This window comes from Micromonospora alfalfae, assembly GCF_022230925.1.
In the GTDB taxonomy this organism is placed as follows: Bacteria; Actinomycetota; Actinomycetes; order Mycobacteriales; family Micromonosporaceae; genus Micromonospora; species Micromonospora alfalfae.
Genome location: NZ_JAKKFH010000038.1, coordinates 14,520 through 35,774 on the forward strand (window position 1 = coordinate 14,520; position 21,255 = coordinate 35,774).

General features: G+C 72.4%; 23 protein-coding genes. 9 read left to right on the top strand and 14 right to left on the bottom strand.

The window, feature by feature from the left end; translation table 11 throughout:
- Positions 1–19: 19 nt before the first annotated feature.
- From MED01_RS28195 to MED01_RS28205, 3 genes are read right to left on the bottom strand one after another with little or no spacing between them, the layout of a single operon-like run.
- Entirely contained in the window at positions 20–1,639 is a 1,620-nt protein-coding gene (locus MED01_RS28195; RefSeq protein ID WP_238671543.1) for a prenyltransferase/squalene oxidase repeat-containing protein, read from the bottom strand.
- Positions 1,632–2,549, bottom strand: coding sequence for a terpene synthase family protein (locus MED01_RS28200; RefSeq protein ID WP_238671544.1), 918 nt, complete (start codon positions 2,547–2,549; stop codon positions 1,632–1,634). The genes MED01_RS28195 and MED01_RS28200 overlap by 8 nt, the downstream gene beginning before the upstream one ends.
- Positions 2,546–3,883 (bottom strand): cytochrome P450, encoded by a 1,338-nt coding sequence (locus tag MED01_RS28205; RefSeq protein WP_238671560.1) that lies wholly within the window; start codon positions 3,881–3,883, stop codon positions 2,546–2,548. The genes MED01_RS28200 and MED01_RS28205 overlap by 4 nt, the downstream gene beginning before the upstream one ends.
- Before the next feature lie 445 nt (positions 3,884–4,328).
- Between MED01_RS28205 and MED01_RS28210 the strand changes: the two genes are divergently transcribed.
- The gene (locus MED01_RS28210; RefSeq protein WP_091403743.1) at positions 4,329–4,577 is read left to right on the top strand and encodes a DUF2630 family protein; all 249 of its coding nucleotides are present in this window, start codon (positions 4,329–4,331) and stop codon (positions 4,575–4,577) included.
- Between the two features lie 44 nt (positions 4,578–4,621).
- Here MED01_RS28210 and MED01_RS28215 read toward each other — a convergent pair whose 3' ends face one another.
- From MED01_RS28215 to MED01_RS28225, 3 genes are all read right to left on the bottom strand, one after another.
- Complete coding sequence (locus MED01_RS28215) at positions 4,622–5,554, bottom strand: serine protein kinase RIO (protein ID WP_238671545.1); 933 nt, start codon at positions 5,552–5,554, stop codon at positions 4,622–4,624.
- 210 nt (positions 5,555–5,764) lie between these two features.
- A complete protein-coding gene (locus MED01_RS28220) occupies positions 5,765–6,409 on the bottom strand; it encodes an HAD family hydrolase (protein ID WP_238671546.1) in 645 nt (214 codons plus the stop codon).
- A gap of 65 nt (positions 6,410–6,474) precedes the next feature.
- The gene (locus MED01_RS28225; protein WP_238671547.1) at positions 6,475–7,335 is read right to left on the bottom strand and encodes a carbon-nitrogen hydrolase family protein; all 861 of its coding nucleotides are present in this window, start codon (positions 7,333–7,335) and stop codon (positions 6,475–6,477) included.
- Positions 7,336–7,412: 77 nt separating this feature from the next.
- Between MED01_RS28225 and MED01_RS28230 the strand changes: the two genes are divergently transcribed.
- The 6 genes from MED01_RS28230 to mug all read left to right on the top strand — a co-directional run bounded on the left by MED01_RS28230 (position 7,413) and on the right by mug (position 11,872).
- Complete coding sequence (locus MED01_RS28230) at positions 7,413–7,985, top strand: TetR/AcrR family transcriptional regulator (RefSeq protein ID WP_091403732.1); 573 nt, start codon at positions 7,413–7,415, stop codon at positions 7,983–7,985.
- A gap of 81 nt (positions 7,986–8,066) precedes the next feature.
- Positions 8,067–8,996, top strand: a complete 930-nt coding sequence (locus MED01_RS28235; protein WP_238671548.1) for a TIGR04222 domain-containing membrane protein — start codon at positions 8,067–8,069, stop codon at positions 8,994–8,996.
- Positions 8,993–9,811, top strand: a complete 819-nt coding sequence (locus MED01_RS28240) for an MbnB/TglH/ChrH family RiPP precursor modification enzyme (protein WP_238671549.1) — start codon at positions 8,993–8,995, stop codon at positions 9,809–9,811. The genes MED01_RS28235 and MED01_RS28240 overlap by 4 nt, the downstream gene beginning before the upstream one ends.
- Entirely contained in the window at positions 9,808–10,353 is a 546-nt protein-coding gene (locus MED01_RS28245; RefSeq protein ID WP_238671550.1) for an SCO6045 C-terminal-like domain-containing protein, read from the top strand. Before MED01_RS28240 ends, MED01_RS28245 begins: the two co-directional genes overlap by 4 nt.
- Positions 10,338–11,099: an SDR family oxidoreductase gene (locus MED01_RS28250; protein WP_238671551.1), complete on the top strand. Its 762-nt coding sequence runs from the start codon at positions 10,338–10,340 to the stop codon at positions 11,097–11,099. The genes MED01_RS28245 and MED01_RS28250 overlap by 16 nt, the downstream gene beginning before the upstream one ends.
- A 170-nt stretch (positions 11,100–11,269) precedes the next feature.
- Complete coding sequence (gene mug, locus MED01_RS28255; protein WP_238671561.1) at positions 11,270–11,872, top strand: G/U mismatch-specific DNA glycosylase; 603 nt, start codon at positions 11,270–11,272, stop codon at positions 11,870–11,872.
- Between the two features lie 88 nt (positions 11,873–11,960).
- On the opposite strand, the gene MED01_RS28260 is transcribed toward mug, so the two are convergent.
- From MED01_RS28260 to MED01_RS28270, 3 genes are all read right to left on the bottom strand, one after another.
- The gene (locus tag MED01_RS28260; protein WP_238671562.1) at positions 11,961–13,937 is read right to left on the bottom strand and encodes an ABC transporter ATP-binding protein; all 1,977 of its coding nucleotides are present in this window, start codon (positions 13,935–13,937) and stop codon (positions 11,961–11,963) included.
- 114 nt (positions 13,938–14,051) lie between these two features.
- A complete protein-coding gene (locus MED01_RS28265; protein ID WP_238671552.1) occupies positions 14,052–14,819 on the bottom strand; it encodes an enoyl-CoA hydratase/isomerase family protein in 768 nt (255 codons plus the stop codon).
- Positions 14,820–14,865: 46 nt separating this feature from the next.
- Entirely contained in the window at positions 14,866–15,093 is a 228-nt protein-coding gene (locus MED01_RS28270; protein WP_007462679.1) for a helix-turn-helix domain-containing protein, read from the bottom strand.
- Positions 15,094–15,309: 216 nt separating this feature from the next.
- Here MED01_RS28270 and MED01_RS28275 point away from each other — a divergent pair, with 216 nt between their 5' ends.
- On the top strand, positions 15,310–15,909 hold the full coding sequence (locus MED01_RS28275; protein ID WP_238671553.1) for a cadmium resistance transporter: 600 nt from the start codon (positions 15,310–15,312) through the stop codon (positions 15,907–15,909).
- A gap of 21 nt (positions 15,910–15,930) precedes the next feature.
- Here MED01_RS28275 and MED01_RS28280 read toward each other — a convergent pair whose 3' ends face one another.
- Positions 15,931–17,535 carry an ABC-F family ATP-binding cassette domain-containing protein gene (locus MED01_RS28280; RefSeq protein ID WP_091403713.1) on the bottom strand — a complete coding sequence of 535 codons (1,605 nt, stop codon included), beginning with the start codon at positions 17,533–17,535 and terminating at the stop codon, positions 15,931–15,933.
- 262 nt (positions 17,536–17,797) lie between these two features.
- Here MED01_RS28280 and ypfJ point away from each other — a divergent pair, with 262 nt between their 5' ends.
- A complete protein-coding gene (gene ypfJ, locus MED01_RS28285; RefSeq protein WP_238671554.1) occupies positions 17,798–18,721 on the top strand; it encodes a KPN_02809 family neutral zinc metallopeptidase in 924 nt (307 codons plus the stop codon).
- A 73-nt stretch (positions 18,722–18,794) separates the two neighbouring features.
- On the opposite strand, the gene MED01_RS28290 is transcribed toward ypfJ, so the two are convergent.
- From MED01_RS28290 to MED01_RS28305, 4 genes are all read right to left on the bottom strand, one after another.
- Positions 18,795–19,154 (bottom strand): YybH family protein, encoded by a 360-nt coding sequence (locus tag MED01_RS28290; protein ID WP_238671555.1) that lies wholly within the window; start codon positions 19,152–19,154, stop codon positions 18,795–18,797.
- A 69-nt stretch (positions 19,155–19,223) separates the two neighbouring features.
- On the bottom strand, positions 19,224–19,523 hold the full coding sequence (locus tag MED01_RS28295) for a muconolactone Delta-isomerase family protein (RefSeq protein ID WP_238671556.1): 300 nt from the start codon (positions 19,521–19,523) through the stop codon (positions 19,224–19,226).
- A gap of 95 nt (positions 19,524–19,618) precedes the next feature.
- The gene (locus MED01_RS28300) at positions 19,619–20,266 is read right to left on the bottom strand and encodes an acVLRF1 family peptidyl-tRNA hydrolase (protein WP_238671557.1); all 648 of its coding nucleotides are present in this window, start codon (positions 20,264–20,266) and stop codon (positions 19,619–19,621) included.
- Between the two features lie 144 nt (positions 20,267–20,410).
- Entirely contained in the window at positions 20,411–21,043 is a 633-nt protein-coding gene (locus MED01_RS28305; RefSeq protein WP_238671563.1) for a LysE family transporter, read from the bottom strand.
- Positions 21,044–21,255 lie beyond the last annotated feature (212 nt).

The window sequence follows — 21,255 nt, forward strand, 5'->3', positions numbered from 1 at the left end:
GCAGTGTCCACACAACCCCTCAAGTTGTTGTTTTTGTTGACTGGTAACCGCAATCCACCACCGATCGGTCCACCCCGGTGCTCCGGAGGCCGGCGAGACGGCAGGCGGCCAGCACCGCGGCGCGAACGATGACTGTCGGACAGTACAGCTCCTTGCCGTACCACAGTGGACGGTGCTTCCGGTTGGCGGAATCGTGCAGGTAGGCGTGCCCACGGGCCACAGCGTCGTCGACCCGGGGCACCGTCGTCGGCACCGCCAGCAGCACCTGGAGGGCGTGCGCGGTCTCCTCGGCGGTGCCGTCCCACCGCCCCCACGAGCCGTCCGCGCGCTGGCTGTTCAGCACCCAGCCGGCCGCCCGGTCCACCGCCTCGGCGGCGGCCGCACCCCGCCCGAACTCGGCAAGCGCCAGCACGCAGCAGGCGGTGGCGTAGTACGGCGACGCGTGCCACCGGTCCTGCCAGGCACCGTCGGCGAGCTGGTGTGCCGGCAGCACGGCGCTGAGCCGATCGACCGTCCGGTGGTACCGGGCGTCCGCGTCGGGGTGTGCGGCCACGTGCTGACCGAACGCGTCCAGCACGTGCGCGTTGGTGGTGACCGAGAAGCCGTCCTCGCTCCCCGGCCAGGTGCAGAACCCGTCCGCCGTCTCGTACGCCCACAGGCCGGCCGGGTCGGCGCGGCGGCCGAGCCGGGCCAGCGCGTCCAGGGTGACCGATGTGGTGTCGGCGTCGGTCGGCAGTCCCTCGCCGGTGGCGACGCCCTCGGCGCCGGTGGCGGCGGCCAGGGTGCGCAGCACGGTCTCGGGCGGATTGACCAGGACACCGGCGCGGCGCAGCCCGCTGAGCACCCAGGCGCGCTCGAACACGGTGATCGGGGTCGGGCAGGGCACCGGCCCGCCAGCCTCGCGGATCAATTCCCGCAGGAAGGCGTGCGCGGTGGGACTGACGTCCGGGCCGGCGGTGGTCAGCCAGGCCGCTGTCGCTGCGGGCGACGCGCCGACGGCGGTCACTGTCGGTCCGGCGTCGACCGGTGTCGCGTCCAGCACCTCGTAGAAGTGGGCCAGCTTCGTCGGCAGCGCCGCCCCGGCGGCAACCGCGGCGCGTACCGCGCGCAGCCGGTCGGACCCGAGCCCGGCGGGCAGCGCCAGCGGCGGGCGCGGCAGCCGCTCGGCGGTCGCCCGGTCCAACAGTGTCAACCGGCCGTTGATCGACTCGACCAGCGCGGGGACGATGAGGTCCAGCGCCGGGGTGTCCGGCAACGCCCGCGCGTGCGTGGCGAGCAGCCGGCCGGTGAGCGCGTCCAGTCCGCGTGCCACCGGAGCGAGCAGGTCCGCACCGGCCCACCCGTCGGCCAGCGCCGCAAGCAGAGCGTCGGTGGCGCTGAGCGTGGGCACCAGGGCGTACCCCTCGGGTGGGCCCCACGCGCCGTCCGGGCGCTGCTCGTGCAGCAGGAACCCGATCCGCTGGTGGTGTCCCGGCAGCCAGGCCGCACCGGCGACGAGCCGGCCGCTTTCGTACACCGAGGGGGCGACCTGCCCCCACGGCCGCAGCGCCAGGCCGGCGATCAACTCGCGGGCGGCGTCCGCGACCGGGTCGGCGGCGGTCTCCGCGTCGGCGAACACCCGGGTGCCGCCGTCACTCATCGCGCTCCCCCCAGAAGTCCGACAGTTGGTAGAAGCCGCCGGTGAACGAGATCTGCCGGTTGAGGTACTCCGCCTGGCGGGGGCACCGCTCGGCGAGGGCGGCCAGGTCCCCCCGGGACCGGGCGGTCAGCTCGGCCAGCCGGTCGTGCACCTGCGCCGGGTCGTCGACCAGCGACAGGGCGTTCAGATCACCCCACTCGGCGTCGCGCCCCTGGGTGGCGAGGTCGTTGACCAGCCGCAGCACCCGCTGCACGCCGCGTCCGGCGTCCAGCAGATCGGTCAACTGGGCGAGGGTCTTCTCGTCGCCAGTGGCGATCCAGTGGGTGACGTTGACGAATGAGCAGGCGAGGTTGTCCGCGTTGTCCAGGTAGCGGTCCAGGTCCGGCAGACGCCGCCCGGTGGTCGGGTCGGTCGGCAGGTTCTTCCAGTCCCACTCTCGCGCCACGGCGGCGAACATCCGCGCCAGCTCGTCGCGCCAGATCGGGCGCAGCCGGGCGAACGCCGGCACGGTGGCCAGCTCGTCGCGCAGGTCGGCCAGCAGCCGGGCGAGGTGGCGCCCCGGTGGGGGCACCGCGCCGTCGGCCACCGCAAGGCAGTCGGTGACCACCGTCCGAACGTCGTCGACGGACCGCGCGAGGTAGTCGACCTGCCAGTCGGCGGCGAAGACCCAGAGCAGGGTACGGGTGGTGATCCGCAGCTCCGCGGCGGTGTGCCACGGCGCGGTGAAGGCGATGGCGGTGGCCACCGAGCTGAGCAGCGCCGGGTCGAACGGCGCGGCGTCGAACAGCTCCGGGTGCGCGGCGGTGACATCCTGCAGGTCGCGTACGCCCCGCACGGCGAGTGCGCACACCCGGCCCTGCTCGGCGACCGCGTCCTGACCGGCCCGCGCCGGTCGCGGGGTCGCCGTCACGATGCGGCCGGGCGCTCGACCGGGCTGAGGATGACCTGGGCGCGCTGCTTGGGTTGCAGCGAGGCGCCCATCCGCGGAGTGAGGTCCACCGGTTCGCGCAGCCGGAAGCGGTAGCGGCTCAGCACGGTGCTGACGATGAGCTGGGCCTCCAGCAGGAACAGGTACTGCCCGAGGCACTGGTGCGGGCCTCCGCCGAACGGGAAGTAGGAGTAGCGGTAGCGCCGCCGGGGCAGCTCCGGCGCGAACCGCTCCGGGTCGAAGAGCGTCGGGTCGTCCCAGAACGTCGACATCCGCTGGGTCACGTACGGGCTGACCAGCACGGTGCCGCCGGCCTTGATCCGCACCCCGCCCAGCACGTCGTCGCCGACAGCGGTGCGCGGGATCATCCAGCCGGCCGGGTAGAGCCGCAGCATCTCGTCGAGCACCATCCGGCCGTAGCGCAGCTGGGGCAGGTGCTCACGGCCGACCCGTTCGGCGCCGACCACCTGCTCGATCTCGTCGGTCATCCGCTCGGCCACGTCGGGGCGGGACGCCAGCACCGGCCAGAGCCAGGAGAGCAGGGCGATGGTGGTCTCGGTGGCGGTGGAGAACATCGCGACGACGTCGCCGCGGATCGCGTACTCGTCGGGTTCGCTGCCGTCGGCGCGCGGCCGGCAGAGGGTGGAGATGATGTCGTCGCCGTCGGTGGGACGGGCCCGGGCCTCCCGGATGATCGGCAGCACCACCTCGTCGATGGTGCGCACCGCCTCGCGGAAGGGCCGGTCGCCGGGCATCGGCACCGCGTACGGCACGGCGGGCATCAGCAGTCGGGGGAGCATCGCGGTGGTGACGGTGTCCAACGCGGCGCTGATCCGCAGCGCGTCGGGGACCGAGATCCGGTCGGCGAAGAGCACCCGCATGGTGGTGCGCAGGACGATCCGGGTCAGCTCGGCGCCGCCGTCGATGGGGCGACCGGTGCGGGCCGGTTCGAGCCACTCGTCGACCGCCTCGTTGATCGCCTCGGCCATCTTGTCGACGAGCGTCTCGGCCCGCTTCGCGGTGAACAACGGTTGCAGCGCGCCTCGGCTGGACTCCCACACTTCACCCTCGGCGACCAGGATGGCGTCACCGACGATCCGACGAACGGGTCGCCAGAGCAACCCGTCGCCGTCCCGGGTGTAGTTGGCAACGTTGTCCCGCAGCACGCGTTGCAGGTGCTCAGGATGGCTGACCAGATAGGGGCGGAACGAGCCGAGGTTGAGCCGGATGACCTCGCCGTCGGCGTCCTGAGCGAAGTCGACGAGCGCGCCCAGCGGATCGCGGACCAGTGCCGGCAGCGCGCGTCGTAACGGGATTGTCCGGGGCTCGGTGCTGACGGTGGCGGGGCGCGCCTCGGACACCTGTGACATCGAACCACGTCTCCTCGTCGTCCCGGCGACCGAAGCGATCCACTTCGGTCGGGCAGGTTGATGAAACTTTCACCTTCTGGGCCGACGGAAGCATCTCACCAATCGAGGAGCACCTCCAGACTTGCGGACGGCGCGATTTCCATCTAAGCGAACGCACACTCATCGATGTTTGTGTTCCTGTCGCGTCCTGAGTGGACACGAAGGCGAAGCTCTACGCCGGGTGGTCCGACCAACCAGCGCGACGGCCGGATCGGCCGCAGGCCGTCGACCCGGCTGCGGCATCGGCACCCGACGGGCGGCATCGGGCCGGCCGGTGCGGGTCGGTGACCCGGGACGCACCGGTACCCCCGAATCCGGGCGATGCCCGGCACCCTGTGCCAGGCTCTGTGGCATGGACGACAAGACCATCCTGAACCGGATCTCCGAGCTGGTCGACGAGGAACACAAGCTGCGTGCCGACGCCCAGGCCCACGAGTCGGGCACCGAGGGCGAGGCCAGCGAGCGACTGCGCGCCCTGGAGGAGTCCCTCGACCAGTGCTGGGATCTGCTGCGCCGCCGACGGGCCGCCCGGGAGACCCACGGCGACCCGGACGCCCAGGGCGAACGCCCCAAGCCCGAGGTGGAGCGCTACCTGCAATAGCCGACGTCGCGGGTCGGGCGGTGTGGCCGCCCGACCCGCTCCGATCAGCGCAGGCCCGCCTCGTGCAGCAGCTCTCCGGTCAACATGCCGGGGTCCACCTGTTCGGCGGGGAGACCCCGGGCAGCGAACCAGGTGCCGACCACCCGCACATCGCGGGCCAGGAACTCCGGCCCCTGCGGGTTCGCCACCACGTCGACCACCTGCGGCAGGTCGATCACGACCAGCCGACCCTGGTGCACGAGCAGGTTGTACGGCGACAGGTCTCCGTGCGCGTAGCCGGCCCGCGCCAGCACCCGTAGCGCCTCCACCAGTTGGGACCACAGGTCACGCAACTCGGCCGGGCCGGGCCGCAACTGGGCCAGCCGGGGTGCCGCCTCGCCCGACTCGGCGTCACCGACGAACTCCAGCATCAGCTCGGTGCCCCGGACCTGCACCGGGTACGGCACAGCGATCCGGTCGTGCCCGGCACCGATCTCCCAGAGCCGGCTCAGCGCGGCGAACTCGGCCGCCGCCCACTGCCCGGCGATCATCTGCCGGCCGAACGCCGTCCGGCCGGCCATCGCCCGGTTCTCCCGGGACCGGCGCACCCGACGGCCCTCCAGGTAGCCGGCATCCCGATGGAACAACCGGTGCTCGGGATCGCGGTAGCGTTTCACGGCGAGCAGGCAGGACCGGTCGGTGTCCGGCACGGCCCGACGGACCAGGTGGACGTCCGCTTCCTTACCGGTCTTCAGCACACCCAGCTCGGTGTCCTTCGCGGCCAACTCGGTGACCAGCCAGGCGGGGTGCGGCTGTGGCCCGTGCACAGCGTCGTCCCAGGACGACCAGCGTTCGCCGGTGTCCGGGTCGGGCTCGCTGTCCGGGTCTGCGAGCGGCTCGGTGGGCCGCCCGCGCTTCAGAAACTGCGGTTCGTCGTCGTCGAAGCGGCTCTTGCCGCGGCTTCGGCGCTCAAGCGCCGGAAGGTCATGATCGCGCACTGTGGTGAAGTTCCCTTGGTCGAGACTGAGATCGGCAGCTGGAAGCGACCTGCAAAGACGGCCATGACCGACCCCCTCTTCTCGACCGGGCACACGCCCGGGATGCACCATGCGCGGACAATGCTCGTACCACCACGTCCGCCGGTCAACCGAATTACCGAGCGCCACCCGAACGGCCGCTCGGACGCACGATCGCCAGCGCGGAAACCCTCAGCGGGCCAGGACTGTGGCGACCGCGGCGATCAACCCGTCCACCGTGCGGCTCGGCGCGAACCGGACGTCCGACCAGGTGCGCCCCCGGTGCAGCCAGACGCTGGGCAGCCCGACGGCGGCGGCGCCGCCGATGTCCGCCTCCGGGCTGTCACCGATCACCCAGGCCCCCCGCAGCGGCATCCGGACCCGCTGGGCGGCGAGCGCGAAGATCCTCGGGTTGGGTTTGCTGACGCCGGCCTCTTCGGAGATCACCCAGTCCGCGACGTACTGGTCCAGCCCGGTCTGGCGAATCTTGGCGTCCTCGACGCGCACGGTGCCGTTGCAGACCACCACCGGCACCCAGCCGGCGTCGTCGGCGATCCGCAGCGCGCAGGCGGTCAGCGGGTCGAGCCGGGTCTGCGCCACCACCCCGTCGTGCAGCTCCTCGACCAGGTCGATCGAGGGAATGCGCAGCTCGTAACGGTCCCGGATGGCGTCGGCGAGGTCCCAGCGGTCGGTCAGACCGTCGGCGTCGATCGAGATCAGCCAGTCGATGTCGGTGTAGGGCGCGCCGATGCTGTCCAGGAAGCGCTCACCCCAGCGGCGGAACGGCCCGGCCCGATCCAGCAGGGTGTTGTCCAGGTCCAGCAGGAGCAGTGGCACTCGGGCACCCTACGGGACCGACGTGTCCGCCAACAGATGCGGCGGCAATCGACCTGACGAAGGGCTCAGCCAGGCATCGACAGCCGCGGGCCGCCCTGGTCCGTCAGCCGATCGACGAGCATCGAGTGGGCCGTCCGGGTGGCCGCGAGCACGACGGGATCCAGCGTCGCCACGAGCACCGCGGTGCCGTCGTCCGCCCCGCGAGCCAGTACCCGCCCCTCGGGGTCGTAGACGGCCGCACCGCCGTTGAACCGCCACGGGTCGACACCGCCGACCGCGTTGGCGAAGACCACGAACATCGTGTTGTCCAGGGCACGGGCCGCGTAGTACAGATCCCGGCGGTGCTCGGAGCCGGCAAGGTATCCGCTGGGGCACAGGTAGGCGTGTGCGCCGTCGAGGGCTGCGGCCCGGCCGTGCTCGGGGAAACAGCCGTCGTAGCAGATGCCCAGCCCCATCCGCCAGTCGTCGACGAGCAGCGTGGCACCCCGCTCGCCGGGAGTGAACAGCTCCCGTTCGTCGCCCCACAACTGCTGCTTGTCGTACCCGACCCGCACCTCGCCGGTCCGGTCGACCACCAGCGCCGCGATGGTCCGCCGACCGTCCGGGTGCCGGACCGCCGCGCCGACCAGCGCGCTGACGCCGGTCTCGCGCGCCGCCGCCCGCAGCGGGTCGAGCCGGGGATCCGCGACCATCCCGGCCGGATCGGCCGCGACGTCCGTGCCGGCCGGGTCGGCGGCGAGGACCGGCGGGTGGTACGCGCAGAGGAACAGCTCCGGCAGGACGGCCAGCCGGGCCCCCCGCTCGCCGGCTCGACGGACCAGGTCGGCGGCGATGACCGCGTTGCCGGCGACGTCTCCGGGCGTGGGGGTGGCCTGGATGGCGGCCACTGTCAGCGGGGAGCTGGGCAGGGTGCGGGGCTGGGTCACCGGGCGATGGTAAACGGCCACATCCCAAGCCGTACGTACGGTTTGCATGCCCCGGGCTGACCTGCAACGATCGACGTGTGCCCAGAGTAAGCCAGGACCAGCTCGACGCTCGCCGGCAGGAGATCCTCGCCGCGGCCCGGGCGTGTTTCGCACGGCTCGGCTACGAGGGGGCGACCGTACGCCGCCTTGAGGAGGCCACCGGCCTGTCCCGTGGCGCGATCTTCCACCACTTCCGCGACAAGGACTCACTCTTCCTCGCCGTCGCCGAGGACGACGCCGCGGCGATGGTCGAGACGGTGGCCCGCAACGGTCTGGTGCAGGTGATGCGCGATCTGCTCGCCCGCGCCGTCTCGCCGGACACCACCGGCTGGCTGGGCAGCCAACTGGAGGTCTCCCGGCGGCTGCGCACCGACCCGGCGTTCGCCCGACGCTGGGCGGAGCGGTCCGCCGCGATCGCGGAGGCGACCCGGGACCGACTGGCCCGCCAGCGCGACGCCGGGGTGCTGCGCGAGGACGTACCGATCGATGTGCTGGCCCAGTTCCTGGAGCTGGCCTACGACGGCCTGGTGCTGCACCTGGCCATGGGCCGACCGGCCGGTGACCTGGGCCCGGTGCTCGACCTCGTCGAGGAGGCGGTCCGCCGCCACTGACCGCTCGCACACCGGTCGGAAGCCCGTGGCGAGGCTGCTCCACAATGGGGCCGCCGATCCCTCCGGTGACAGGAGCAGTCGATGAACGTCCACGCAGCGTCCGGCGACACCTGGGGCATCTCGGGCCCAACCTTCCTCCGCTACTACATCGCGGCGGCCATCCTGGTGGTGGCGATCGCCGTCTACTACCGGGTCCGTCTCGCAACCGGGTCGATGGTTGCCATGACCGCCGAGCCACTCGGGCCGCAGCAGGTCGCCTACCTCAACGGTGGCCCTCAGCTCGCTGTGCACGCGGCGCTGGGCGGGCTGCGCGGCAGCGGGGCGATCGGCGTACGACCGGACCGCCGGCTGACCACCAGCGGCCCCGCACCCAGCGGACTCACCCCGCTCGAGCAGGCCATCCACTGGGCCGCGCACCAGCACTCGCGGGTCGGGGACCTGCCGCGGGACGAGCGCGTACGCGTCGCGCTGCACCAGATCCGCAACGGCCTGGCGCAGCGCGGGCTGCTCACCGACGACGCGCAGCGCGCCCGTGCCCGGTTCTGGACCACGATCCTGATCGCCCTGCTGGGCCTCGGCGTGCTCCGGCTGTTCTCCGGCCTGTTCAACGACCACCCGGTCGGCTACCTGCTGCTGACAGTGGTCACGCTGCTGATCGTCACGCTGGTGCTGCGCCGGGCGCCCATGCTCACCCGCGCCGGTCGAGCCGCGCTACGCGGCGTCCGCCGCGAGCACACCCACCTCGCGCCGGCCTCCGCGCCCGCCTACGCCACCTACGGAGCGGCCGGCGCGGCGATGGGCGTGGCCCTGTACGGCACCGCCACGCTCTGGGCACTCGACCCGGGCTTCGCCGAGCAGGCCGAGATTCAGCGCCAGGCCGCCTCCGGCAGCGGCTGGACGGGCGGCTCGGACGGATCCTCCGGCGGCGGGGACAGCTCCGGTGGGGACGGCGGCAGCTCCTGCGGCGGTGGAGGCGGCGGGTGCGGGGGCGGCGGCGGGTGCGGCGGATGACCGGCCCGTCCGGCATCGGCATCGGCTGGCGTCCGGAGATCGCCGGCTTCGTGGCCGAACTGCCCGGCCTGCGCTTCGTCGAGGTGGTGGCCGAGGGGGTGCCCGCCTCCGGGCCGCTCCCGCCCGGTCTGACACGGCTACGGGACCGCGCGGTGACCGTCGTACCGCACGGGGTGCGGCTCTCCCTCGGCGGCGCCGAACCTGTCGACCCGGCCCGGGTCGCCCACCTGGCCGCTGTGGCGCAACGCCTGGACGCCCCACTGGTCAGCGAACACATCGCGTTCGTCCGGGCCGGCGGCCTGGAGGCCGGTCACCTGCTGCCGCTGCCACGCAGCCGGGAAGCCGTGGACGCGGTCTGCGCCAACGTGGCGCGGGCACAGGCGGAGCTTCCGGTGCCGATCGCGCTGGAGCCGATCGCCGCGTTGCTCGACTGGCCCGACGACGAGTTGACCGAGGCGGACTTCCTCACCGAGATCCTCGACCGAACCGGGGCACTGCTGCTGCTGGACGTGGCCAACGTGCACGCCAACGCCCGCAACCGGGGCACCGACCCGCTGGCGTTGCTGGACCGCCTGCCGCTGGAGCGGGTCGCGTACGCCCACGTGGCCGGCGGCGCGGAGCACGGCGGTCTCTACCACGACACCCACACCGACCCGGTGCCGACGGCGGTGTTGGAGCTGGTCGGCGCGCTCTGCGCCCGGCGGCGACCGCCGGCTCTGCTGCTGGAGCGCGACGGTCACTACCCGCCGGCCGCCGAACTCCGCGCCGAACTGGACGCCCTGGCCACCGCTGCGGGCTTTCCGGCAGTGACATGACGGGCGCACCCGACGGCGACTGCGCGCCGACACCCCGCGCCGGGCTGGCCGAACGGCAGGCCGAACTGGTCGCGGCGCTGGTCGCCGCGGGGCCACCCCCGCCGGGGTTCGCCCCGGGGCCGCTGGCCGCCACCCGCGCGGCCCTGCTGCGGAAACGGGCCGGTGAGGTGGCCCGGCACTGGCCACTGCTCGCCGCCGGCCTCGGTGACAGGTGGGCGACCACCTTCGCCGACTGGGCCGCCCGGCGACCCACCGCCGGATCGTTGCGCGACGGTTGGGATCTGGCCCGGGCGCTGCACGACCAGCAGACGCTCCCCCCGGCCGCCGCCGAGGAGTTGGCAACCCGGGAGGCGCGCCTGCGCTACGACGGGCTTCGGGCGCCGCGTCCGCGCCGGGTGCCGGCGGTGGGCCGCGCCGCCGGCGCCGTCGCGGTGCAGATCGCCGGCCGGGTACGCCTGCTGCGCCCCGCCCCACGGGTATCCACCCGTCCTGGCGACGGTGTACCGGATGCGGCAGGATCGGAGTTATGGATCTCGGACTGACCGACCGCGTGTACGTCCTCACCGGCGCCTCCCGCGGTCTGGGTTACGCGACCGCGCAAAGCCTGGTCGCCGACGGTGCACGAGTGGTGCTCTCGGCCCGCGACCCGGACGCGGTGGCAGCCGCCGCGCAGCAGCTGGGCGGCCCGGAGCACGCCGTCGGGCTGACCGCGGACCTGACCGACCCCCAGACCCCGGGGCAGCTTGTCGCCGCCGCCCAGGAACACTTCGGCCGGCTCGACGGGGCGCTGATCTCGGTCGGCGGCCCACCGGCGGGCAACGCCGCGGCGATCACCGACGAACAGTGGCGGCTCTCCTTCGAAACCGTCTTCCTGGGCACCATCCGCGCGGTCCGCACGATCGCCGCCGCACTGCCCGACGGCGGCGCGATCGGCCTGGTGCTCTCCACCTCGGCTCGCGGCCCGGTGCCCGGCCTGGGCATCTCCAACGGTCTACGGCCCGGCCTGGTCGGTGCGGCCAAGGACATCGCCGACGACTACGGCCCGCGTGGAGTCCGGGTGGTCGGGCTGCTGCCCGGCCGGATCATGACCGACCGCAACCGGGAACTCTTCGCCGCGACCGGCGACCCGGACCGCGCCCGCGCCGACGCGGAGGCCAGCATCCCGTTGCGCCGCCTCGGCGACCCCGCCGAGTTCGGCCGGGTGGCCGCGTTCGTGCTCTCCCCCGCCGCGAGCTACCTCACCGGGATCACAGTGCCGGTCGACGGCGGCGCGCTGCGCGGGCTGTGACAGCCGAGCGGGCCCGAGGTGCCCGTTCGGCAACGCCGCCCGAGAACACTCAGTCCGGCGACCCGACCGTTGATCGACTCGGCCTTCAGGAAACCGGGGGGTTGACGCGACCAGGACACCCCGACTTTCAGGAACCTGAGTCGATCAACGCGCGGCCCACCCGCACGGACCTGACGGCCGGGACAGCCCGGCCCACCCGGGCGGACCTGACGGCCGGGACAGCGCGGCCCACCCGGGCGGACCTGACGGCCGCCGCCGACCGGACCATTCCCGACGTGCTCGCGCCGGGGCTGGAGGTGCTCTTCGTCGGCATCAACCCGGGCCTGTGGTCGGCCGCGACCGGGTGGCACTTCGCCCGACCCGGAAACCGGTTCTGGCCCGCCCTGCACGCGGGCGGGTTCACCCCCCGGCTGCTGCACCCCAGCGAGCAGGACGAGCTGCCCGCACTCGGGCTCGGCATCACCAACATGGCCGCCCGGGCCAGCGCCCGCGCGGACGAGCTGAGCACCGAGGAACTCCTCGACGGCGCGGCGATCCTGGCCGACAAGGTGACCCGGTACCGGCCGCGCTGGGTAGCCGTGGTGGGGGTGACGGCGTACCGGATCGGTTTTCAGCGGCCGAAGGCCGCCTTCGGGCCGCAGCCGGAGTCGCTGGCCGGCGCCCGGCTGTGGGTGCTGCCCAACCCCAGCGGCCTGAACGCGCACTTCACCCCGGTCACCCTGGGCCTGGCGTTCGCCGAGTTACGGGCGGCCACCGAGCTACCGGCCCCCTGATCGACTCGGTTTCACGGAAGTCGGGTGGTCGATGCGACCAGGACACCCCGACTTCCGGAAACCGGAGTTGATCAGCGCGGCGCAGACGTCAGTTGGCGGCGGCGGGCGGCAGCACCTCGTCGGCACGGTAGGTGCCCAGCGGCATGACCACCGGCTCGGGGCCGGTCGCGTCGACAAACGGGGTGGGCGAGTCGGCGACAGCGAACTGGGTGCGGTACAGCTCGGCGTAGAGCCCGCCGACTGCCACCAACTCCTCGTGGCGCCCCCGCTCGACGATCCGCCCACCGTCGAGGACCAGGATCTGGTCGGCGTCGCGCACTGTGGAGAGCCGGTGCGCGATCACCAGCGCGGTACGCCCGGCCAGCGCCACCGACAGCGCACGCTGCACCGCGGCCTCGCTCTCCGAATCCAGGTGTGCTGTCGCCTCGTCGAGGATCACGATCGACGGGGCCTTGAGCAGCAGTCGCGCGATCGCGATGCGCTGCTTCTCGCCGCCGGAGAACCGGTAGCCGCGCTCCCCCACTGTGGTGTCCAGACCGTCGGGCAGCGCCCGAACCAGATCGGCCACCTGCGCCCCGGCCAGGGCGGCCCAGATCTCGTCGTCTGTGGCGTCCGGCTTGGCGTAGCGAAGATTCTCGGCGATCGTCTCGTGGAACAGGTGCGAATCCTGAGTGACCACACCGATCTCGTCGCGCAGGGAGGCGAGCGTCGCGTCGCGCACGTCCACCCCGCCGACGAGCACCTGCCCGTCGCTGACGTCGTAGATCCGGGAGATGAGCATCGACAGTGTCGACTTGCCCGCCCCGGACGGGCCGACCAGCGCGACCATCTGCCCCGGCTCGACGCTGAACGAGACCCCCTTGAGCACCGGTTCGTTGACGGTCCGGTCGAGCGTGGCGACCTCCTCCAGGGAGGCGAGGGAGATCTCGGCGGCGCTCGGGTAGCGGAAACGCACGTCGCGGAAGTCGACCCGGCCGGCGCCCACTGGCACCGACACCGCGTCGGGCTTCTCCACGATGCCCGGCTTGAGGTCGAGCACCTCGAAGACCCGGTCGAAGGAGACCAGCGCGCTCATCACGTCCACCCGGACGTTGGAGAGCGCGGTGAGCGGCCCGTACAGGCGGGTGAGCAGCAGCGCTAGCGTCACCACTGTGCCGGCGCTGACACCGCCGGTCACCGCGAGCCAGCCGCCGAGGCCGTAGGTCAGCGCCTGCGCCAGTGAGGCGACCAGCAACATCGCCACGAAGAACGTGCGGGAGTACATGGCCGACTGGATGCCGATGTCGCGGACCCGCTCGGCCCGGTCGCCGAACCGGCGGGCCTCGATCTCGGGCTGGCCGAAGAGCTTCACCAGCAGCGCGCCGGCCACTCCGAACCGCTCGGTCATTGTCGCGTTCATCTTGGCGTCGAGGTTGTACGCCTCGCGGGTGATGTCCGCCAGCCGTCGACCGACCCGACGGGCCGGAATGATGAAGATCGGTAGCAGCACCAGTGACAGCGCGGTGATCTGCCAGGAGAGGGTGAACATCACCGCCGCGGTGAGCACCAGCTGGATGACGTTGCTGACCACACCGGACAGGGTGGAGGTGAACGCCCGTTGGGCGCCGAGCACGTCGTTGTTGAGCCTGCTGACCAGGGCGCCGGTCTGGGTGCGGGTGAAGAACTGCAACGGCATCCGCTGCACGTGGTCGTAGACCCGGGTGCGCAGGTTGAAGATGATGCCCTCGCCGATGCGGGCGGAATACCATCGTTGGGCCAGCGACAGCAGCGCGTCGGCGACCGCCAGCGCGGCGATGAACAGGGCCAGCCGCACCACGAGTCGCCCGGCCTCGGCACCGCCCCGGTTGATCGCGTTGATCACGTCACCGGCGAGCACCGGAGTGGCCACGCCGATGATGGCGGCCAACACGACTGTGGCCAGGAAGACGATGATGTCGCGCCGGTAGGGGTGGGCGAAGGCGACGATGCGGCGGGCCACCCCGCGCTTGAGCCGGTGGGTGGAGACCTCGTCGCTGTTGCGCATCGACCGGAGCATGCTCCACCCGGCCATGCCACCGCCGGACATCGGGTTGGACATCGCTCACCTCCGGGTTGCCGGGCAGACCGCACCGTCAGGTCAATTCTCCCGACGAGTGTGACAACCTCGGTCGTAACCCGGATCTTCCCGTGCGGTCCTTACCTATTCTCCAGTACCGGCGAGGTCACGCAGCCGACGGGTCTGCGCCTCCCGCTCGGCGCGCTGCTGGTCGGCGTGCGACCGCCCGGCCGCACCGGCGAGCAACGCCTTGATCTCCACCACCGCGTCGCGGGCCCCGGAGAGCAGGCCGGCGGTCAGGTCCCGCACCGCGCCGTCCAGCTCGGCCGGGGGTACGACGAGGGTGGCCAGCCCGATCCGGTCCGCCTCGGCGGCGTCCAACCGGCGGCCTGTCGCACAGATCTCCAACGCCCGCGAAAACCCGACCAGCTCGACGAGGCGTTTCGTGCCGGCCAGGTCGGGCACCAGACCGAGGGTCACCTCGGCCATCGACAGCTTCGCGTCCGTGGACAGCACTCGCAGGTCACAGGCGAGCGCGAGCTGGAAGCCGGCACCGATCGCGTGGCCCTGCACGGCTGCGACGGAGACGACATCCGGCCGGTGCAGCCAGGTGAAACCGGCCTGGAACTCCGCGATGCGATCGGCGCACTCCTGCTCAGGCAGCGTGGCCAGCTCAGCGAACGACCCCGGGCCGGAGGCGCCCGCCACTGCGAGGTCGAGGCCGGCCGAGAACGCGCGACCCTCACCGCGGACCACCACCACCCGCACGTCGCCGGGCAGGTCACGGGAGAAGTCGCTCATCGCTCGCCACATCGCGGGCGTCTGGGCATTGAGCACGTCGGGCCGGCACAACGTCACCGTGGCGACCGGCCCGTCGCAAGTCAGCCGAACCCCGGTCGCCTCGGCGGTCACCGGACGTCCCGGGGCGCGGCGCTGGTGGACGACGCTGAGGGGCGGGTCACGCCTTCTTGCGGCGCCGGGCGCCACCGCGCTGACGCAGCTGCACGCCGGACTCGGTGAGCACTCGGTGGATGAACCCGTAGGAACGGCCGGTCGAGGCCGCCAACGCGCGGATGCTCTCCCCCGAGGTGTACCGCTTTACCAGGTCCTTGGCGAGCGTCTGACGCTCGGCTCCGACGATCCGGCGACCCTTCTCAGTGCTGGTGGCTGTGCCAGTGGCTGCCATGCTGTGTCCTCACGTCCCAGACTGTGCGGTTCGGATACGGTCCCACCTATTAGACCGCCTCGGACGATCATGCGCCAGATATCAACTCTTCGCCAACCGACACGCTATGCAATGTCAGCTTCCCGATAGAGTGATCCTGGCGATCCGGCCCGCCGCGGCATCCACGCGTACCACCGCCGAAAGCTGGCGGCTGCCGACGACCCGTAGCCTTCGGTCGTGATCGACCTGTTGAGCACCGCCGGCGCGGCGGCCGTGGTCTTCGCCGCCACCGACGTCGACGACATCGTCATTCTGACGCTGTTCTTCGTCGCGGCCCGCACCACCGGCCGACCTCGCACCTGGCAGATTGTCGCCGGGCAATACCTCGGCATCGGTGCGCTCGCGTTGGCCAGCGCGGTGATCGCGGGTGGACTCCTGGTGGTGCCCGACCCGTGGACGGGGCTGCTCGGCCTGCTGCCGATCGCGCTCGGCGTACGCGCGCTGCGGAGTTCGGGCGACGACGAGACACCGGCGATTGTCACCGGAGCACTCGGCGTAGCCGGGGTGACGATCGCGAACGGCGCTGACAACGTCGCTGTCTACGTACCCGTCTTCCGGGCCCTCGGTGTCGCCGACAGTGCCGTGTTCCTGCTGGTCTTCGTGCTGCTGATCGGGCTCTGGTGCGTGGTCGGGGCCTGGCTGGGCGGGCACCGGAGGGTGGTCCGGCTGGTCGAGCGCGTCGGCGCCTGGCTGGTGCCGACGATCTTCATCGCCATCGGGCTGGTGATCCTGGTCAGCTCCGGCGTGCTCGGCCGACTGGCCGAGCTGCTCGGCTGAGAGCCGACCGAGCCCCCTCGGTCAGGCCAGCTCGACAAGTTCGAGCAGGTCGTCGCTCCAGGCATCCTCGTCGCCGTCGGGCAGCAGGATGGCGCGGTCCGGCTTGAGCGCCAGCACCGCACCCGGGTCGTGGGTGACCAGGACGATCGCGCCGGGGTAGTTGGCGATGGCGTCGAGCACCTGCTCCCGGCTGACCGGGTCGAGGTTGTTCGTCGGCTCGTCGAGCAACAGCACGTTGGCGCCGGAACAGACCAGAGTGGACAGGGCCAGCCGGGTCTTCTCGCCGCCGGAGAGCACGCCGGCCGGCTTGTTCACGTCGTCACCGGAGAACAGGAACGCGCCAAGGATCTTGCGCAGGTCGGTGTCGGACTGCTCGACGGCGGCGGCGCGCATGTTCTCCAGCACCGTCCGCTCCACGTCCAGCGTCTCGTGCTCCTGGGCGTAGTAGCCCAGCCGCAGGCCGTGCCCCGCGTGCACCTCGCCGGTGTCCGGGCTGAGCAGCCCGCCGAGCATCCGCAGCAGGGTGGTCTTACCGGCGCCGTTGAGCCCGAGGATGGCCACTCGGGAGCCCCGGTCCACCGCCACGTTGACGTCGGTGAAGATCTCCAGCGATCCGTACGACTTGGAGAGGCCGGTCGCCGTGAGCGGGGTCTTGCCGCACGGCGCGGGACTGGGGAAACGCACCTTGGCCACCCGGTCGGCGACCCGCACCTCCTCCAGGCCGGAGATCAGCTTCTCGGCACGGCGGGCCATGTTCTGCGCGGCCACGGTCTTGGTGGCCTTGGCCCGCATCTTGTCGGCCTGCGCCATCAGCGCGCCGGCCTTCTTCTCCGCGTTGGCCCGCTCCCGGCGGCGGCGTCGCTCGTCGGTCTCGCGCGCCTCCAGGTACGCCTTCCAACCCAGGTTGTAGACGTCGATGACAGACCGGGTGGCGTCGAGGAACCAGACCTTGTTGACCACCGACTCCAGCAGCGCGCCGTCGTGGGAGATCACGATCAGGCCACCCTTGTGGTTGGCGAGGAAGCCCCGCAACCAGGTGATCGAGTCGGCGTCGAGGTGGTTGGTGGGCTCGTCGAGCAGCAGGATGCCGCCGCCGTTCTCGCCCGCGTCACGGAACAGGATCCGGGCCAGCTCGATGCGGCGCCGCTGACCACCGGAGAGGGTGCCGATGGTCTGCGCGAGCGCCCGGTCCGGTAGGCCGAGGTTGGCGCAGATCCGCGCGGCCTCAGCCTCGGCCGCGTACCCGCCGAGGGCCGCGAACTGGTCCTCCAGCGCGCCGTACCGACGGACCAGCTTGTCGTTGGCGTCCTCGGCGAGGCGGGCCTCGACCTCCTGCATCTGCGCCATCAGCACGTCCAGGCCGCGCGCGGAGAGCACCCGGTCGCGGCCGGTGACCTCCAGGTCACCCGTGCGCGGGTCCTGCGGCAGGTAGCCGATGGCGCTGCGCTGGTCGATCTGGCCGCCGTACGGCTGCCCCTCGCCGGCGAGCACCTTCAGCGTGGTGGTCTTGCCGGCGCCGTTGCGACCGACCAGGCCGATCCGATCACCGGGCTGCACGCGCAGGGTGGTGTCGGACAGCAGGATCCGGGAACCGGCACGCAGTTCCAGGCCGGTGGCAGTGATCATGGTTGCGGGCTCGCTCTCGGGGTTGGAAGGCTGACTCGGGGCACGCGAAACGGCCGGCGGGCTCAAGGGGCCCGACGGCGCGGGGCGGTTCAGCCTTCGCAGCGCAGCACCTGACAAGTGTACCGGTCGCCGCGGAACGGCCTGCCCGGATTACCGATCAAGATCATCGGGTACCGGAACGCCTTACCGGACCCCGTCCGGCACTCGATGGACGAAACGACACACAAAAGACACTCACCGGCATACGGCGATCGGGGTCACCATGGAACTCAACGAGCGGGCCGAGCTCGACACCTCCCAGGCCAAAGACCTGGGCCGGGGTAGCGGCGGGTCGGGCGGCGGCTTCGGCATCCCCATCCCTGGCGGCGGCGGCCGGGGCGGCATCATCGGCATCGTGGTGGCCGTTCTCGTCGCCCTGCTCGGCGGCGGGTTCGGTCTCAACGCCAGGACCAACGGCGATGACGGCGGCCAGGCTGGGGGCGGTGACCTGGATCAGGTGTGCGGCACCACAAACCCCGACCGTCTCGACGACGCGCGCTGCCGCAACCTGCTCTACGTCAACAGCATCCAGGACTACTGGAAGAAGGCGTACCCCGACCTGGGCAGGAGCGACTACGAGGTCACCACCACGAACTTCTTCCAGGCGGCCGTCAACACCGGCTGCGGGCAGGCCGACTCGGGTGTCGGCCCGTTCTACTGCCCGGCAGACCGGAAGGTGTACATCGACCTGAGCTTCTACGACGAGCTGGCCTCCCGGTTCGGCGCGAAGGGCGAGTTCGCCCAGCCGTACGTGCTCGCCCACGAGTACGGCCACCACGTGCAGAACCTGCTCGGCACCAACGCGAAGGCCGGCCAGGGCGACCAGAGCGGGCCTCGCTCCGCCTCGGTGCGGTTGGAGCTCCAGGCCGACTGCTACGCCGGCGCCTGGGCCCGGCACGCCACCGAGAGCAAGGACAAGACCGGCCAGCAGCCGCTATTCAAGTCGATCACCGACGCCGACATCAGCCAGGCCATCGACGCCGCCGAGGCGATCGGCGACGACAGCATCCAGGAGCGCTCCGGCGGGCAGGTCAACCCCGACCAGTTCACCCACGGCACGTCCGAGCAGCGCAAGCGTTGGTTCAACCAGGGCTACGACCGCGGCGACCCGAAGACCTGCGACACCTTCGGCACCGACCAGCTCTGACATCCGCCCCGAGATCGTGGCAGGCCCCCTCGGCGGGCCTGCCACGATCGTCATTCCTGCCGAAGCTCCCGCGTCAGGTGAGCCGGGAGACCTGGTAGTGGCCGATGAGCCAGCCGTCGTCGACCCGCCGCAGGAGCACGCCGAGGTTGACCGTCAGGGCCGGCCGGTCGGTGAAGCCGAACTCCACCTCCAGGTAGCCGAGGATCACGTCGTCGGCGAGACGGCGGATCTCCCGGATGTCGTACGCGGCGGTCAGGCCGAGCGGCTGCCCGGCGTAGTAGGCGGCGACGCCGGCAGTACCGACCGTGTACGGCTGCAATCCCTGAAAGATCGCGTCGTCGGTGAAGCACGCCGCGACCTGATCGGGCTCGTGGGCGTCGACAGCCGCTTTCCAGCGGTCGAGGACGGTACGCAGAATCTGCGCCTCGGACATGATGATCTCCCTGCTGGACGGACGTGCCCCGTTTCGCGCCTGTCGAGCTGCCCCAGACGGCCTCCAGGCTCAGCGAGGCGGCTGACCGGGGTCGTTCGGGTGCGGCGTCAACGGCGTCACTGTCTCGCGCCGCCAGGCGCGCAGCGGCATCGACGCGAGGACCGTCTCCAACTCGTCCGCGTCGGCGGCCTGGAACAGCCCCCACGTACGCCACTCCCCCGGCGCCAGCGGCGGCCGCCACAGCCGCAGGAGGCTGCCCTGGGCCGTCAGCTCGGCCGAACGCCCCGCCTCCCGCGCGCGCATGTCGGCGACCCCGTCGTCTGACGTTCCCCGCGGCACCGTCGTCACCATGTCAACCAGAAACTCCACGCGCCCATCCTCCGACGGCTGGGCGGGCAGCACGCCGCGAACCCCGTTCTGGGTCGCGATCGTCTCCCCACCGACGCCGCCAGTGAAGGCCGAGGTCAGTCGGGGTCGCGCACCAGGATCCGTACCGCCCGGGCCGCGCCCACCGCCGCCACCAGCACCGCGTGCCGGGGCTCCGGCACGTCGAGCAACCGCTCCGCCCGCAACGGCACGAGCGGGGCCAACCGCCGGTCGGCCAGCACACCGTCCACAGCCCGCCGGTCACCGCCGCAGACGAGGGCCGCCAACCTCGACGCCTGCGGCAACAGCAGCCGTACGGCCAGGTCCGCCGCGTCGCCCAGCGCAGCCTTCGCCTGGTTGTCACGTCGGCGGGCGAACCGGTGCTGCGACCATCCCCCAGCGGCGGTGCGCCCCTGCACGTACCGGGTGTCCACCTTGGAGACGACGAGGTCGCCGCCCTCGGCCACCCCGAGCGCCACCGCGCCCTTGCGGGCCAGCAGCAGGCCGATCCGGCGGGGCATCACGGCGGCGGCCACGAACCCGGCCACATCCAGGCCGCCCGGCGCACCCGGTGGGGCGTACAGCTCGGCGGTTGCCCCGTCCGGGGCGGCGAGCAGCAGGCCGTACTCCTGGGCGCTGGCTGTGGGCGGGCCGTGCCGGTCGGCGAAGCCCTCGACCCAGCGGCCGACGCGGGCCGGGTCGACCTCGACCCACCGCCCTCCGCCGGCTGCGGGTCGACTGGTCATCGCCCGACCGTACGGCACAGCGGGCACACCCGGGCCCCCGGGCGACCCGTGGGCCCCGCAGGGACACCCCCGGCGACACCGCCGACGCGACGCGGACGGGCCTCGGCCGGGGTGGCCGAGCCGTCGGATCGTTGCCGCGACCGTTCAGCCTGGCAGGAGCGCGGCCACCGCCAGCGCGGCGATGAGCGCGCTGGAGACCAGGCCGGTGACCAGCCGTCCACGCGGCCCGGTCAACGCCCGGCCGACCACAGTGCCACCGCCGGCGATGACCAGTTGCCAGCTCGCCGACGCCAGGAACACCCCGGCCACGAAGAGCGCCACCGGGGCCACGCCCGAGTCGGCAGTGTCCCGGCGGCCGAGCACCAGGGCGGTGAAGTAGAGCACCGTCATCGGGTTCAGCAGTGTCAACCCGAGCAGCGCCGCGTAGGCCCGCCCCGGAGTGCTCATGCCCCCACCGTCGCGTGCCGTCGGCGGTCGCTGCGAGCGGTGCGCGGACCACGTCCGCCACAGGCCGTGCCCGGCGAGACCCAGCAGGACCACTGCGGCGACCACCCGCAGGGGCCCGGCGACCGGTGCGATGATCCCGGCCAGGCCGGCGCCGCCGAGCACAGCCACCACCGCATAGAGCCCGTCGGCCGTCGCCACCGCCAGCGCGGCGGCCGCACCCACCCGAAACGAGGTACGGGCGCTCAGCCCCAGAATGAGAATCGCTATCGCACCGACGGGTATGGCGACGCCGTAGCCGGCGACCAGACCGGCGAGGAACGCCCCGGTCACCGAAGTCGGTGCCGGGTCGAGGCTCGTCCCGGGAGCGGCCGCTGTCGACACACGGCAGTCGCCGCACGGACAGGAACCTGCTTCGGGTACGCCTCAATCACACGCGCATCCTCCGCGCCGGACCCGCGCCCTCGCCACCGATTTTCCCCGCGCCCCGCGCCCCGCGCCCCGCGCCCCGCGCCCCGCGCCCCGCGCCCCGCGCCCCGCGAGAC

Coding starts and splice junctions, on each gene's coding strand:
- MED01_RS28240 (WP_238671549.1), top strand. CDS start 8,993: ATGACCGGCCCGTCCGGCATCGGCATCGGCTGGCGTCCGGAGATCGCC.
- MED01_RS28260 (WP_238671562.1), bottom strand. CDS start 13,937: ATGTCCGGCGGTGGCATGGCCGGGTGGAGCATGCTCCGGTCGATGCGC.
- MED01_RS28245 (WP_238671550.1), top strand. CDS start 9,808: ATGACGGGCGCACCCGACGGCGACTGCGCGCCGACACCCCGCGCCGGG.
- ypfJ (WP_238671554.1), top strand. CDS start 17,798: ATGGAACTCAACGAGCGGGCCGAGCTCGACACCTCCCAGGCCAAAGAC.
- MED01_RS28195 (WP_238671543.1), bottom strand. CDS start 1,639: ATGAGTGACGGCGGCACCCGGGTGTTCGCCGACGCGGAGACCGCCGCC.
- MED01_RS28280 (WP_091403713.1), bottom strand. CDS start 17,535: ATGATCACTGCCACCGGCCTGGAACTGCGTGCCGGTTCCCGGATCCTG.
- MED01_RS28235 (WP_238671548.1), top strand. CDS start 8,067: ATGAACGTCCACGCAGCGTCCGGCGACACCTGGGGCATCTCGGGCCCA.
- MED01_RS28210 (WP_091403743.1), top strand. CDS start 4,329: ATGGACGACAAGACCATCCTGAACCGGATCTCCGAGCTGGTCGACGAG.
- MED01_RS28300 (WP_238671557.1), bottom strand. CDS start 20,266: ATGACCAGTCGACCCGCAGCCGGCGGAGGGCGGTGGGTCGAGGTCGAC.
- MED01_RS28270 (WP_007462679.1), bottom strand. CDS start 15,093: ATGGCAGCCACTGGCACAGCCACCAGCACTGAGAAGGGTCGCCGGATC.
- MED01_RS28250 (WP_238671551.1), top strand. CDS start 10,338: ATGGATCTCGGACTGACCGACCGCGTGTACGTCCTCACCGGCGCCTCC.
- MED01_RS28290 (WP_238671555.1), bottom strand. CDS start 19,154: ATGTCCGAGGCGCAGATTCTGCGTACCGTCCTCGACCGCTGGAAAGCG.